The following is a 12146-nucleotide window of genomic DNA, read 5'->3' as shown; positions in this document are numbered from 1 at the left end:
TGGAGCAAAAAAAAAGGCGCGAGTTCAATACTCGCGCCTTTTTTGTAACAGCAGATCAACAATCACCCATCAAGGGCGGTCGTCGACCTCCTTGCCGGTGCTGGCAGGAGGGATCAGGTCTTCGCTGTTGAGGTTCAGCCAGATCAGTACCACGTTGGCGATGTAGATCGACGAGTAGGTACCCGCCAGTACGCCGATGAACAGCGACAGCGAGAAGCCCCACAGGTTGTCACCACCGAACACCATCAGTGCGGCAATTGCCAGCAAGGTGGAGATCGAGGTTGCCATGGTGCGCAGCAGGGTCTGAGTGGTGGAGATGTTGATGTTCTCGATCAACGTCGCCTTGCGCAGCACCCGGAAGTTCTCACGCACCCGGTCGAATACCACGATGGTGTCGTTGAGGGAGTAACCAATGATCGCCAGCACCGCCGCCAATACAGTCAGGTCGAAGGTGATCTGGAAGTAGGCCAGGATACCCACGGTCACGATCACGTCGTGGATCAGCGACACAATGGCGCCGACACCGAACTTCCACTGAAAGCGGAAAGCCAGGTAGATCATGATGCCGACCAGCGCCATCAGCATGCCGAGGCCGCCCTGGTCGCGCAGCTCTTCACCCACTTGCGGGCCCACGAACTCGACGCGCTTGACCGAGGCAGGGTTATCGCCACCGACCTTCTGCAAGGCCTCGGCGACCTGGTGACCCAGTTGCGGGTCTTCGCCCGGCATACGCACCAGCAGGTCAGTGGTTGCACCAAAGCTCTGCACGATGGCTTCGTGATAGCCGGCCTTGACCAGCTCGTTGCGCACCAGGCTAACGTCGGCCGGCTTCTCGTAGGTCAGCTCGATGAGCGTACCGCCGGTGAAGTCCAGACCGTAGTTCAGGCCCTTATGGAACCAGCTGAACAACGCCAGAACGGTAAGGAGCATGGTGAAGCCGAACGCAACGTTGCGAACGCCCATGAAGTTGATTGTACGTAACATGGCAGCCCCTTAAATCCACAACTTCTTGAAGTCACGTCCGCCAAAGATCAGGTTGACCATTGCGCGGGTCACCATGATGGCCGTGAACATCGAGGTAAAGATACCGAGGGACATGGTCACCGCAAAACCTTTGACCGGGCCGGTGCCCATGGCAAAGAGAATCCCGCCGACCAACAGAGTAGTCAGGTTGGAGTCGAGAATCGCGGTAAATGCCCGGCCGAAGCCTTCGTTGATTGCCCGTTGTACGGTCATGCCCGCAGCAATCTCTTCACGAATCCGCGAGAAGATCAGTACGTTGGCGTCTACCGCCATACCCATGGTGAGTACGATACCGGCGATACCTGGCAGGGTCAGCGTTGCACCCAACAGCGACATCAGGGCCAGCAGCATCACCATGTTGCCCGCCAGTGCGACGGTAGCGATGATGCCGAAGAAGCGGTAGATGGCGATGATGAACAGGGATACGAACAGCATGCCCCACAGTGCAGCGTCGATACCCTTGGTGATGTTGTCAGCACCCAGGCTCGGGCCGATGGTACGTTCTTCAGCGAAGTACATCGGGGCCGCCAGGCCACCGGCACGCAGCAGCAGCGCCAGCTCGGACGACTCACCCTGGCCGTTCAGGCCCGTGATGCGGAATTGAGCACCCAGCGGCGACTGGATGGTCGCCAGGCTGATGATCTTCTTCTCTTCTTTAAAGGTTTGTACTGGTACGTCTTTCTCGACGCCGTCGACCACTTGCTTGGTGTAGGTGGTAACAGGGCGCTGCTCGATGAAGATCACCGCCATGCTGCGACCGACGTTGCTGCGGGTTGCGCGGCTCATCAGTTCGCCGCCGTGGCCATCCAGACGGATGTTCACTTCAGGCGTACCGTGTTCGCCGAAACCGGCCTTGGCGTCGGTAACCTGGTCACCAGTGATGATCAAGCCACGCTCGATCAGTGCAGGGGGACGATTGCCTTCACGGAACTCGAACTCTTCAGCAGTCGCGCGGGTAGCACCCGGCTCAGCCGCCAGGCGGAACTCCAGGTTGGCTGTCTTGCCCAGGATACGCTTGGCTTCAGCAGTGTCCTGAACGCCCGGCAATTCAACCACGATGCGGTTGGCACCCTGGCGCTGAACGATCGGCTCGGCCACACCCAGCTCGTTGACGCGGTTACGTACCGTGGTCAAGTTCTGCTTGATGGAGTATTCACGGATTTCCGCCAGCTTGGCCGGGGTCATCGCCAGACGCAGTACCGCCTGACCATTGAGGTCGGCCGGAACAATGTCGAAATCGTTGAAGTTCTTGCGGATCAGTGCACGGGCCTGTTCGCGGGTTGCTTCGTCAGCAAAGCCCAGCTGGATGGCGCCGTTGAGCTGCGGCAGGCTGCGATAACGCAGACGCTCTTTACGCAGCAGGCTCTTCACATCGCCTTCGTAGACTTTCAGGCGAGCGTCGAGGGCCTTGTCCATGTCCACTTCCAGCAGGAAGTGCACACCACCGGACAAGTCCAGACCCAGCTTCATCGGGTGTGCGCCAATCGCGCGCAGCCATTTTGGCGTGGTCTGTGCCAGGTTCAGTGCGACGACGTAGTCATCACCCATGATCTTGCGCACAACGTCTTTGGCCGGCAATTGGTCTTCTTGCTTGGTCAGGCGCAACAAACCGCCCTTGCCGTCAGCTGCCAAGGTTGCCGCTTTAACCTGGATGCCCGCGTCGGTGAGCGCTTTGCTCGTGCGGTCCAGATCAGCCTGATTGACCTGCAACGCAGTGCTGGCACCCGTGATCTGGATCGCCGGGTCATCAGGATAGAGATTGGGAGCGGAATAAATAAAACCGATCGCCAGCACCGCCAGGATCAGTACGTATTTCCACAGAGGGTATTTGTTCAGCATCACGCCGCCCGCTTATAACGCGGGGCGCCTTGCGCGCCCCGTCGATTGGTAAAGGTTGTTACTTAGATCGCTTTGAGCGTGCCTTTTGGCAGCGTGGCGGCGATGGCGCCCTTCTGGAACTTCATTTCTACGGTGTCGGAGACTTCCAGAACCACGAAAGCGTCGGACACTTTAGTGATCTTGCCGGCGATGCCGCCAGTGGTCACGACTTCGTCGCCTTTCTGCAAGCTGCCCAGCAGGTTCTTCTGCTCTTTGGCGCGCTTGGCCTGTGGACGCCAGATCATCAGGTAGAAGATGACCAGAAAGCCGACCAGGAAAATCCACTCAAAACCACCGCCCATAGGACCGGCAGCGGCCGGTGCAGCGGCATCAGCCATGGCATTAGAGATAAAAAAGCTCATTTAGCACTCCAGTTGCAAATAGTGAATCTTAGGGTCGGAAAACTCAGTCCAAGGGCGGCACAGGCAGCCCGCGCTTGGCATAGAAGGCATCGACGAAGGCGGCCAATGTACCCTGTTGAATAGCCTCGCGCAAACCAGCCATCAGGACTTGGTAGTGACGCAAATTGTGGATGGTATTCAACATGCTACCCAGCATTTCCCCACACTTGTCCAGATGGTGCAGATAAGCGCGCGAGAAGTTCTGGCAGGTGTAGCAGTCACAGGTAGGATCCAGCGGCGATTCATCATGGCGATGGAACGCGTTACGGATCTTCAGCACGCCTGTATCGATGAACAGATGCCCATTGCGGGCATTACGGGTTGGCATCACGCAATCGAACATGTCCACACCGCGGCGCACACCCTCTACGAGATCTTCTGGTTTGCCAACGCCCATAAGGTAACGAGGTTTGTCAGCCGGCATCAGGCCCGGCAGGTAGTCCAGCACCTTGATCATCTCGTGCTTGGGCTCGCCCACCGACAGACCGCCGATGGCCAAGCCGTCGAAACCGATCTTGTCCAGGCCTTCCAGCGAGCGCTTGCGCAAGCTTTCATGCATACCGCCCTGCACGATACCGAACAGTGCAGCAGTGTTATCGCCATGGGCATTTTTCGAGCGCTGAGCCCAACGCAGCGACAGCTCCATCGAGATCCGCGCGACGTCTTCATCGGCCGGGTACGGCGTGCACTCGTCGAAAATCATCACGATGTCGGAGCCCAGGTCTCGCTGGACCTGCATCGACTCTTCCGGGCCCATGAACACTTTGGCGCCGTCCACCGGGGAGGCGAAGGTCACGCCCTCCTCCTTGATCTTGCGCATCGCGCCCAGGCTGAACACCTGGAAGCCACCCGAGTCAGTGAGGATCGGGCCTTGCCACTTCATGAAGTCATGCAGGTCGCCATGCTTCTTGATCACTTCGGTGCCCGGGCGCAGCCACAAGTGGAAGGTGTTGCCGAGGATGATCTCGGCGCCGGTGGCGACGATGTCACGCGGCAGCATGCCTTTTACCGTGCCGTAGGTACCGACCGGCATAAAGGCCGGGGTCTCGACGGTACCGCGAGGGAAAGTCAAACGGCCGCGGCGAGCTTTACCATCCGTGGCCAGCAATTCAAACGACATACGACTCATGATTGTTCCTCTGGGCCGCGCGGCGCCGGATTACGGGTGATAAACATCGCATCACCGTAGCTGAAAAAACGGTATCCGTTATCGATGGCGGCTTGATAAGCGGCCATGGTTTCGGGATAACCGGCAAATGCCGACACCAGCATCAACAGCGTGGATTCCGGCAAATGGAAATTGGTCACCAGGGCATCGACCACATGAAACGGCCGGCCCGGGTAGATAAAGATATCGGTGTCGCCACTGAACGGTTTGAGCACGCCATCGCGCGCCGCACTCTCCAGCGACCGCACGCTGGTGGTACCGACCGCCACCACACGCCCGCCGCGCGCCTTGCACGCGTCAACCGCATCCACGACTTCCTGGCTGACTTCCAGCCACTCGCTGTGCATATGGTGGTCTTCGATGTTATCCACACGCACCGGCTGAAACGTGCCGGCCCCCACGTGCAGGGTCACAAAGGCCGACTCGATGCCCTTGGCGGCAATCGCTTCCAGCAGCGGCTGGTCGAAATGCAGCCCCGCCGTCGGTGCAGCCACGGCACCCAGGCGCTGGGAGTACACCGTCTGATAACGCTCGCGGTCCGAGTCTTCGTCGGGGCGGTCTATATAAGGAGGCAGCGGCATGTGGCCGACACGCTCCAGCAGCGGCAACACTTCCTCGGCAAAACCCAGCTCGAACAACGCATCGTGACGGGCCAGCATTTCTGCTTCGCCACCGCCATCGATAAGGATCTTCGAACCCGGTTTCGGCGACTTGCTGGAGCGCACATGGGCCAGCACGCGATGGCTGTCCAGCACCCGCTCCACCAGAATTTCCAGCTTGCCGCCGGACGCTTTCTGGCCAAACAGCCGTGCCGGAATCACCCGGGTATTGTTGAAAACCATCAAGTCGCCCGGGCGTAAATGCTCAAGCAAATCAGTGAATTGACGGTGTGCGAGGACACCGCTGACCCCGTCCAGGGTCAGCAGTCGACTGGCGCGACGCTCGGCCAAAGGGTGGCGAGCGATCAGCGAATCAGGGAGCTCAAAAGTAAAGTCAGCAACGCGCATGATGGGGTTCGTCTAGCAGGGCCGGGAAGTCTAGCGGAAATAGTGAAAATTGACCATGAAACGTGATTGACCAACGGTCATCTCATCTCTATACTTCGCCGCCATTGAGCCCTGATGGCGGAATTGGTAGACGCGGCGGATTCAAAATCCGTTTTCGAAAGGAGTGGGAGTTCGAGTCTCCCTCGGGGCACCATCTTAAAAAAAGACCTTGAAATTCAAGGTCTTTTTTTTCGCCTGCAGGAAAGTGATGATGGACGGGCGAACGCGAGAGAAGAGGAACCTTGACCATGGAACTGACGCTGGAAGCTGTTGCGCTTTTTGCGCTCAAGCTGGTGCATGAGACCGAAGGCGCGAGCCCGATTCTGCGGGACGACCTGGTCATGGACGGCTATGAGCGGGAAGTGTTTGGCTTGCTGGTGCGCAAGGGCGATATCAAGGCCATCCAGCAAAAAATCGACGAGTGCCTGGCATTGGCACTCGAATCTCTGGGCGGTGCAAACACCGTGATGGGCCGCGAGCTGCAACGGCTCGCGGTGGATGTGCGCCAAGCGACGACACTCGAAGCACTCAATGCTCCGCTCAACGCACTCAAGGATTACCTGAAAGCCATCCTGTAACGCGCGAGTCAGCGTCGCCCTTCGACCGCCATGCGCACGGCCAGGCCCATCAGCACCGAACCCATCACCCAACGCTGCACGGTTTGCCAGACGGGTTTGCGGATGAAAAACCCCGCAATCGAGCCCGCCATAACGGCGATCAGCGCGTTGACGCTCACGCTGATCATGATCTGCGTAAAGCCCAATACCAGGGATTGCGAGAGCACACTGGCGTGGCCGTCAGGGTCAATAAACTGGGGCAGCAACGACAAATACATGACCGCCACTTTGGGGTTCAGCAGGTTGGTGACAAAGCCCATCATGAACAGCTTGCGCGGGCTATCCTTGGGCAAGTCCCGAACCTGGAACGGCGACCGGCCGCCTGGTTTGACCGCCTGCCAGGCCAAGTACACCAAGTACAACGCCCCGCCGAGTCGCAGCGCGTCGTAAGCATAGGGAACCGCCATCACCAATGCCGTGATGCCCAATGCCGCGCAGAACATATAAACGACAAACCCCAACGCAACGCCGCCCAGGGAAATCAGCCCGGCCATTCGGCCCTGGCAGATCGACCGCGAAATGAGGTAAATCATGTTCGGGCCGGGCGTCAGCACCATGCCGAGCGAAATCAGGCCGTAGGCGAGCAGACTGGACATCTCGGGCATGGTGTAACTCCTTGGCGACGTAAAACTTTGTAATGACCGGCGGGTTGTTGGCGCCATGGTAGGGCGATAAAAGGAAGGCCGTTAGATACAGATCCGCGAGCAAAACGTCATACACCGGCGCGTGTGTTTACCGCACCGCTCACCCAAGGAAAGGCACATGATCGACTTCAACAACAAAGGCTTCTTCAAACTCAAACAAAACGACGAATACGCCGAACGCGTTTCGTCCCTGCTGCTGGATGATGAGCAGGTCATCGATTCCTACAAGGCTATGCGCGATGGGGTGGTGTTCACCACCAAGCGCATCATCGCGGTGAACGTGCAAGGGATTACCGGCAGCAAGAAGGACTTCACTTCACTGCCGTACAAAAACATCGTCGCGTATTCAGTGGAAACGTCCGGGACGTTTGATCTGGACTCGGAGCTGGAGATTTACTTTTCGGCGGTGGGGAAAGTGAAGTTTGAGTTTACGGGGAAGACGTCGATTGTTGAGATATCGAGGGTGATTTCAAGGCATGTGCTCTGAGCTGATACCCTGCTCAGGATTACCTGAAAAAACCATTGAAGGAGCCAGCCTTGCCCGTGATTGGACGTAAACCATCACGCCTGCTCAGGGGCAAACCACTGGACCTCATAACAGTTTGCAGATCACGTCCAGCTCATCGAAAACAAAGCGCGTATTAGCCCTGCAATAGACATCATAGTGCTCGGTCATCTGCCTTCCGCTCTGCGACTGGTTGAAGTAAGCGTCTACCATCTCCTGAGGCCGGTGCATCCGTGGCTTGCTCAACACTCGCTCTTCGGTAATGTGTTGATCTTTCCGAACCTGCACCCGCCCATCACGGAGAATATTCCGAAGCAGATTCCACTCATAAAAGAAAATACCATCCAGCTCATAAAAGTTCAGGAAGGGGATATTGTGCAACAACACGAAGTGACTATTACCCGCATGAGCACCGGCCAAGCCATGCTGGCTCAGTTTCTGGCGAATACTCTCGTCGGAAATAGTGTCCCTGAGCACGGCCAACTGCCTGACGAATCCGGTACGAAAATTAGCATTTAGAAATAGCTGGCACTGTTCCGAAAGATAGGTTGGAATTTCCGACAATTGATATTTAACCTGAATAAAGTAATAAATATCATCCTCCACGTCCCGAACTATCAAATCAATGTCATATCCCTTGATTTTCGCATTATTGCCCGGTTTGAATTCCCCAAACACTTCCAGGCGCGGATCGTTGAGTTTTTTAATGTAATTTAAAACGTAGTCTTTTTCGAAGCCGGCTCCGAGCAGCTGGCCAAAGTCCGCCTCTTTCCCATTGACGGTAGCGGTACCTAGCAAGTACCTGACGAATTTTCTCAACCCATACTTAAAGTTCAGCGCTCCCCGCACATAAACGCCGCCCTTGTATTCTATGAAACTGCTGGCGGAGTCCAACGTTGGTGCGCGTCCGGCCAAGGCACTGTTGATCATATCCACCGTGGCAGGACTGACAATGGTCCTCAGGTAAGCTTCGTCGGTTGTACGTTCGCCCGACATCACACGCAGCTCCAGGTGAACGGCAAAATCGACTATTTCTCGCAAGTAATGATACTTGGGATGCCGTGTCATGGCGGCGGACAAGTACTCCGAATGTATAGACAGGCATTTATCGAGGGTCTGATCCACCAGAAGCCCACGCAAATCCGGATTCAAACGGCCATGTTTCTGTAACAGTTCCGCCATGTCATACAATGTGCGTGTGTCACTGATTTTAGAATTAGCCTCAGTAACTTCTGCCAACCAATACCCCTTGATCCGTCGCTGTAGTTTCGCGGTAGGTACAATGTGGAGAGTGCTCCCAACCAACCTGGCGGTCAGAAGTCCATGCCCCATGAGAAAATAGATTTCACTGAGGTAATAACACAACCACAAGTTAGCATTCTTCAGGATGGACAAGTTATGTACGGCTCGCAGCTGCAGATTTTCGGCAATCCTATTGCACGTATATTCAAGCGCCGCCCATGTGTAGGCTTTACTAAAATCAGCAGACGTACCACTTCCCGGCGCTGATGACGCACCATGATCTGCAGACGCCACCTCAATCCTGAAATAGCTGCCCAGTTGATCTGTGAACCGGTGCACCGTATTAGAGTTGAGCGGTGTGTTGTCTTCGAAGAGATACTGCGGCAGCGATTGTCGAGCCTGTTCCAGGTTTGCCCTAAGTTTCTCCCAGAGTATTGCCTGAACCTGCTCGGGACAAATCAGCCGACGCAGTGCGGGTATTTTGTAAAGCATTCGACTGCGCCAGGTGAGAAGTTTGCCAGCTGGCGGGAGGGCAGTCGTATTCGCCATAGGGTTATGCAAAAAGGCGAGTAGTTGCGGGTCTACATCTTCATAAATCATCAACTGGCGTCCTGTCCAATTTCCACTGAGGGCAGGCACTCGCCTTATCCCTATCGTTTATGGCGCACGACCGTAGCATATCGACACACCGGTTTTTCGACGCTGGCACACGAACTGGAAGCTTCCTACACCTGATTAGGAGGTGAGCCCCCGTTCAGAAAGTGAGTTTTCCCACGCACACCGTCGAACAACGGGAATTTCAGGTTCGCCTCCGCTCTCATAGGCTCGCTTCCTTGCACAGGGAAGTGAGCAGCCATGACAGAACGTCGTTCCACCTCGATGAGTGAAACCAATCTCAACATTACAAACAAAAGAAGGTCATAGCTCATGCGTCGTCTTGCACTTTCAGACAAAAAACTCCGCAACATCCCCAGGCGCCTGCGCGCAATCAGCCGATGGGCAGACAGTTTCGAAGACTGGTTTTTAGAAGACTTCCCGGTGAGGCGAGGATTTGAAAATTTCAAAATCCCCGTCATAGAAACCTTGGTCGAAGGCAAGCAAACCACCCCGGCGATCCAGGCACACTGCGCCCAACAATTGATCTACGCCGCCGCTCACCTGATTCAGGCCCGACCCGATGACACCCCCGAATGCTGGGTCGTAGCAGCCATTCTGGTGCCCGACATGTTCTCCAGCGAAGTCTGCGTCTACATCGACAAAAGCCGCTATCTCGGCGCCACCCTGCCTTTCGACTACGACTACTTTCGCCAAACCCGGATAACGGGCAGAAGCCTTGCGAATGAATGGGGCTTGACCGTCCCACTTGGGCTTCACGAGGTGGGTTTTCACTTCACGCACGAAAATGAGGACGGAGAACAGTTTGAGTCAGAGCATTGGTATTTCGGCGAGGTCAGTTCATCGGATGAAGATCCGGGCGGCGATCGCTGGAAGTACAAGACTTTCAAAGCATTCCAGGCAGAGCATCCGCATTTACTCAGCACGACAAAATAGTCTTGCCGTAACAGCTGTGCTTCTAACAACGGCCTGTTTCAAACCGAGCTGTCGGTAAAACTCAACCGCGCACACACCCCACCCACCTCCCGGTTATACAACTCCAACCGCCCCCCGATTTTCCCCACGATCATCTGTACAATCGCCAGCCCCAATCCGGCCCCATTCGCATTCCCGCGACTATAAAACCGCTCAAACAACCGCCCGATCTCTCCTTCATCAATCCCCGGCCCTGCATCCTCCACACACAACTGCACCACTCCCGAATCCGAACCCCGTACCACCACCCGCACCTCACTCCCCGCCGGCGAGAAATTCAGTGCATTGGTCACCAGATTCTGCAGCGCAATCGCCAACGCCACCGGATCGGTTTCAATCCAGCATTCCTCATCCCCTTCCAGCACCAGTTCAACGCCCTTCTCCATTGCCAGGGGCGTCAATTCCGCAAGCTCTTCGCGTACCAATTCCGTCAGAGGCACGCGAGTGCGAACGGTGTTGTTCAGCTGTGGCTCAATCCGCGCCATGGTCAGCAGTTGGCTGCCAATGCGCGTCGCCCGGTCCACGCCATTGACCAGAAAGTCTAGCGCCTCTCGCCGCTCTTCCTCGGTACCCGCGCTCTGGGCGTTCTGCGCATGAATGCGCAATATCGCCAACGGCGTGCGCAACTCATGGGCCGCATCCGCAATAAACCGTCGCTCGCGCTCCAGCAGCTCGTCCACCTGCACCAGCAGGCGGTTCAGCGCGGTTTGCATGGGTTCCAGGTCCGCCGGCAACGGTTTAAGTTGCAGCGGCCGCAATGTCTCGCTATCCCGCCCGCGAATTGCCTGGGCCATGGCGCGCAGGGGTTTGAGGCCCCAGCCGATGGTCAGCCAGATCAACACCGCCAGCAGCGGTACGCCAATCAGGATCGGCCAGAGGGTGTGGCGAATAATGCGCTGGATCACGTCCTGGCGAATGTCATCGCGTTCGCCCACCCAGATCAGCAGGCCTTGTTGCATGTCGGCGAGCATGAACGCGCACCAGTCGTTGCCGTTTTCCATCAGGTCGTGCGGCCCGAGGGTGGTGGGCGGTGCGTTAAGGATCGGGGCGTCGGTGGAGCGCACCAGCAGTTGGCCGTCGGTGCGCCATACCTGGAAGGTCAGGCGGGTTTCATAAGGGTGCGCGGCGCCGTCTTCGCCGACGCGGCTCATGGCCTGATCGAAGGCCTGGTAGAGGCGTTCCCAATCGGCATCACCAGGGTCGCGCTGGCGCAGTACGCCTTGCAGCAAGCGGGCACTCTGGGCGAGTTGGGCGTCGTAGACTTCTTCGATTTCGTGGTGGCTGTCCCGCAGGACGAGCCAACTGATCAGGCCATCGCCCAGCAGGATCAGCACCAGCACCGGGATGAGGATGCGCGCGCGGACCGAGTTCATGGCTTGAGTTCCACCACGTAGCCAACGCCGCGCACGGTGCGGATCAGTTCGGTGGAGAGTTTTTTGCGCAGGTTGTGGATAAGGACTTCGAGGGTGTTGCTTTCGACGCGGTCCTGCCAGCCGTACAGGGCGCGGGACAGGCGTTCGCGGGTGACGACTTTGCCGGGGCGCACCATCAGTTGATGCAGCAGTTGGTATTCCATTGGCGTGACCACAACGTCCTCGCCTTGATAGCTGACCTGTTGGGTCGCCGGGTCAAGGCTGACGCCCGCATGCTCCAGCAACGGCTGCGCCCGGCCCTGGCTGCGGCGCAACAGGGCGCGGACGCGGGCCTTGAACTCTTCGACGTCGAAGGGTTTGACCAGGTAGTCGTCGGCGCCGGCATCCAGGCCGGCAATGCGTTCGGCGGTGTCGTCACGGGCGGTGAGGATCATCACCGGCAGGTCATATTGCTCGGCGCGCAAGGTCTGCAAGAGGGTCAGGCCGTCGAGGCGTGGCAGGCCGAGGTCAAGCAGCAGCAAGTCGAAGCTTTCGGTGCGCAGCGCGTGCAGGGCACTGACGCCGTCTTGCAGCCAGTCCAGGGTGTAGCCTTCGGCGCCAAGGGCCACGCGGATACCTTGGGCCAGGGCCCGATCATCTTCTACCAGCAGCAGGCGCAT

General features: G+C 57.4%; 12 protein-coding genes and 1 tRNA gene. 4 read left to right on the top strand and 9 right to left on the bottom strand.

Annotated elements, in window-relative coordinates:
* Window positions 1-69 precede the first annotated feature (69 nt).
* From secF to queA, 5 genes are all read right to left on the bottom strand, one after another.
* Window positions 70-984, bottom strand: a complete 915-nt coding sequence (secF, locus tag ACUN0G_RS04390) for a protein translocase subunit SecF (RefSeq protein WP_003210311.1) — start codon at window positions 982-984, stop codon at window positions 70-72.
* Window positions 985-993: 9 nt separating this feature from the next.
* Window positions 994-2862 (bottom strand): protein translocase subunit SecD, encoded by a 1869-nt coding sequence (secD, locus tag ACUN0G_RS04385; RefSeq protein WP_258343878.1) that lies wholly within the window; start codon window positions 2860-2862, stop codon window positions 994-996.
* A 62-nt stretch (window positions 2863-2924) separates the two neighbouring features.
* Window positions 2925-3263 (bottom strand): preprotein translocase subunit YajC, encoded by a 339-nt coding sequence (gene yajC / locus ACUN0G_RS04380; protein ID WP_003175975.1) that lies wholly within the window; start codon window positions 3261-3263, stop codon window positions 2925-2927.
* Between the two features lie 43 nt (window positions 3264-3306).
* Complete coding sequence (gene tgt / locus ACUN0G_RS04375) at window positions 3307-4422, bottom strand: tRNA guanosine(34) transglycosylase Tgt (protein WP_003210314.1); 1116 nt, start codon at window positions 4420-4422, stop codon at window positions 3307-3309.
* A 5-nt stretch (window positions 4423-4427) separates the two neighbouring features.
* A complete protein-coding gene (gene queA, locus ACUN0G_RS04370; protein WP_445572780.1) occupies window positions 4428-5477 on the bottom strand; it encodes a tRNA preQ1(34) S-adenosylmethionine ribosyltransferase-isomerase QueA in 1050 nt (349 codons plus the stop codon).
* 108 nt (window positions 5478-5585) lie between these two features.
* On the opposite strand from queA, the gene ACUN0G_RS04365 reads away from it, so the two are divergent.
* Window positions 5586-5670: transfer RNA gene (locus tag ACUN0G_RS04365), tRNA-Leu, on the top strand.
* Window positions 5671-5764: 94 nt separating this feature from the next.
* Complete coding sequence (locus tag ACUN0G_RS04360) at window positions 5765-6094, top strand: hypothetical protein (protein ID WP_445572779.1); 330 nt, start codon at window positions 5765-5767, stop codon at window positions 6092-6094.
* Window positions 6095-6102: 8 nt separating this feature from the next.
* Here the strand turns inward: ACUN0G_RS04360 and ACUN0G_RS04355 are convergent, their stop codons facing one another.
* Window positions 6103-6738, bottom strand: coding sequence for a LysE family translocator (locus tag ACUN0G_RS04355; RefSeq protein WP_445572778.1), 636 nt, complete (start codon window positions 6736-6738; stop codon window positions 6103-6105).
* Window positions 6739-6895: 157 nt separating this feature from the next.
* Here ACUN0G_RS04355 and ACUN0G_RS04350 point away from each other — a divergent pair, with 157 nt between their 5' ends.
* The gene (locus ACUN0G_RS04350) at window positions 6896-7264 is read left to right on the top strand and encodes a PH domain-containing protein (RefSeq protein ID WP_093201401.1); all 369 of its coding nucleotides are present in this window, start codon (window positions 6896-6898) and stop codon (window positions 7262-7264) included.
* Between the two features lie 105 nt (window positions 7265-7369).
* Here the strand turns inward: ACUN0G_RS04350 and ACUN0G_RS04345 are convergent, their stop codons facing one another.
* Window positions 7370-9124, bottom strand: a complete 1755-nt coding sequence (locus tag ACUN0G_RS04345) for a hypothetical protein (protein WP_445572777.1) — start codon at window positions 9122-9124, stop codon at window positions 7370-7372.
* A gap of 327 nt (window positions 9125-9451) precedes the next feature.
* Here ACUN0G_RS04345 and ACUN0G_RS04340 point away from each other — a divergent pair, with 327 nt between their 5' ends.
* Entirely contained in the window at window positions 9452-10075 is a 624-nt protein-coding gene (locus ACUN0G_RS04340; protein ID WP_445572776.1) for a DUF3916 domain-containing protein, read from the top strand.
* 38 nt (window positions 10076-10113) lie between these two features.
* Here the strand turns inward: ACUN0G_RS04340 and ACUN0G_RS04335 are convergent, their stop codons facing one another.
* Both ACUN0G_RS04335 and ACUN0G_RS04330 read right to left on the bottom strand, forming a co-directional pair.
* Entirely contained in the window at window positions 10114-11487 is a 1374-nt protein-coding gene (locus tag ACUN0G_RS04335; RefSeq protein ID WP_445572775.1) for an ATP-binding protein, read from the bottom strand.
* Window positions 11484-12146, bottom strand: coding sequence for a response regulator (locus tag ACUN0G_RS04330; protein WP_445572774.1), 663 nt, complete (start codon window positions 12144-12146; stop codon window positions 11484-11486). The genes ACUN0G_RS04335 and ACUN0G_RS04330 overlap by 4 nt, the downstream gene beginning before the upstream one ends.

It is taken from the genome of Pseudomonas sp. 32A (assembly GCF_052682255.1).
Note: the sequence above shows the minus strand (reverse complement) of the source record. Positions and strands in the feature narration are given on the sequence as shown.

Excerpts from the sequence above, each read along its gene's own strand:
- ACUN0G_RS04360 (WP_445572779.1), top strand. The coding sequence starts at position 5,765 with ATGGAACTGACGCTGGAAGCTGTTGCGCTTTTTGCGCTCAAGCTGGTG.
- ACUN0G_RS04355 (WP_445572778.1), bottom strand. The coding sequence starts at position 6,738 with ATGCCCGAGATGTCCAGTCTGCTCGCCTACGGCCTGATTTCGCTCGGC.
- tgt (WP_003210314.1), bottom strand. The coding sequence starts at position 4,422 with ATGTCGTTTGAATTGCTGGCCACGGATGGTAAAGCTCGCCGCGGCCGT.
- secF (WP_003210311.1), bottom strand. The coding sequence starts at position 984 with ATGTTACGTACAATCAACTTCATGGGCGTTCGCAACGTTGCGTTCGGC.
- ACUN0G_RS04340 (WP_445572776.1), top strand. The coding sequence starts at position 9,452 with ATGCGTCGTCTTGCACTTTCAGACAAAAAACTCCGCAACATCCCCAGG.
- yajC (WP_003175975.1), bottom strand. The coding sequence starts at position 3,263 with ATGAGCTTTTTTATCTCTAATGCCATGGCTGATGCCGCTGCACCGGCC.
- ACUN0G_RS04330 (WP_445572774.1), bottom strand. The coding sequence starts at position 12,146 with ATGCGCCTGCTGCTGGTAGAAGATGATCGGGCCCTGGCCCAAGGTATC.
- queA (WP_445572780.1), bottom strand. The coding sequence starts at position 5,477 with ATGCGCGTTGCTGACTTTACTTTTGAGCTCCCTGATTCGCTGATCGCT.
- secD (WP_258343878.1), bottom strand. The coding sequence starts at position 2,862 with ATGCTGAACAAATACCCTCTGTGGAAATACGTACTGATCCTGGCGGTG.
- ACUN0G_RS04345 (WP_445572777.1), bottom strand. The coding sequence starts at position 9,124 with ATGATTTATGAAGATGTAGACCCGCAACTACTCGCCTTTTTGCATAAC.
- ACUN0G_RS04350 (WP_093201401.1), top strand. The coding sequence starts at position 6,896 with ATGATCGACTTCAACAACAAAGGCTTCTTCAAACTCAAACAAAACGAC.
- ACUN0G_RS04335 (WP_445572775.1), bottom strand. The coding sequence starts at position 11,487 with ATGAACTCGGTCCGCGCGCGCATCCTCATCCCGGTGCTGGTGCTGATC.